Origin of the sequence: Shewanella sp. Sh95 (assembly GCF_001308045.1) — a bacterium.
In the GTDB taxonomy this organism is placed as follows: Bacteria; Pseudomonadota; Gammaproteobacteria; order Enterobacterales; family Shewanellaceae; genus Shewanella; species Shewanella xiamenensis.
This window is the reverse complement of record NZ_LGYY01000145.1, coordinates 1-1,068: the sequence shown is the minus strand read 5'-3', so window position 1 is coordinate 1,068 and position 1,068 is coordinate 1. Positions and strand designations below refer to the sequence as shown.

The 1,068-nt window shown below is 40.4% G+C and carries 1 pseudogene; it reads right to left on the bottom strand.

The window, feature by feature from the left end:
- Positions 1-126: 126 nt before the first annotated feature.
- Positions 127-699, bottom strand: a pseudogene (locus tag AEA42_RS10460) (tryptophan 7-halogenase); the annotation flags it as partial.
- Positions 700-1,068 lie beyond the last annotated feature (369 nt).

Below are 1,068 nucleotides of genomic sequence, written 5' to 3'. Positions count from 1 at the left end.
TAATTAGTTTTTAAGGATCGCCTCTTTACGTTCTGGTGAATACCGAGCCATTTTGTTCTCTTTTGCCGCACCCTGTCTTTAAAAATAATGATTATTTAGGGGTGACAACAATCCTGACACAGGGGGACCTAAGCACACGTCGTGTACCGTCGTTAAAATATGCTCTACATTAAATTTCTCAATGGCATTTTTAGCGAGTAATTTGGCAAACTTTGCTGCATTGAGGTGATAGGCATAGCCTAAAACACCAGCATATTCTGGCGTAGTAATGAGCTTTGGTGCTTTAGCCGCTTCGCAAGCTAAATGCTGTGGGGAAACAAAATCGGCAAAATGTCCGCTTTGTTCGGCCAACCACGTCGATACAGCGTCACCTTGGTGTAAATTAATGATATCGAATAGATGATGATAAAAATTATGCTTACCGTGACGCGATTTATCTAACCAGTTCACAAATTTAATAGACTGTTTAAACGTGACATCGCATGTTCGAATAAATTCTGACTCACTAATACCAAAACTCTGTAATGATTTTTTAATCGAAGGCACAGTACCTTCCCCGACACCAATAATAGGAATATCAGGAGATTCAATCACTGAAATAGATAACCCAGAACGCCCCTTCAACGCCCGGCCTAAGTGGTTCGCCGCTAACCAACCTGAAGTACCGCCACCTATAATAGCTATTTTTCTGATTGTCATCACGAGCCTCTAAATTGGAGAAACCTAAGTTTATTATTAAATTTATTGATAATAAAAAGCCTAGCGAATGCTAGGCTTTTTCGTGATTAAATTGAATTAGAAGCGTAACGCTACACCAAGCTTGTAGCGAGCTTCACCATCGAAGCTCCATACTGGGTACTGAAGAATCCCCTGATGATTTACAAATAAATCATCAAATTAGGGTGGAAGCGCATCTTGTTGCATGATCAAATGGTTTCGCCAAAAACTACACTTGGACAACAAGATGCGCGAAGCCAATATCCTACAACATTCTTTACACCAATACTGCCCAGAACTTCACCTAAAACGATTAAACAGCTTGATGCTGGCCTCTAAGGCACTGATTGA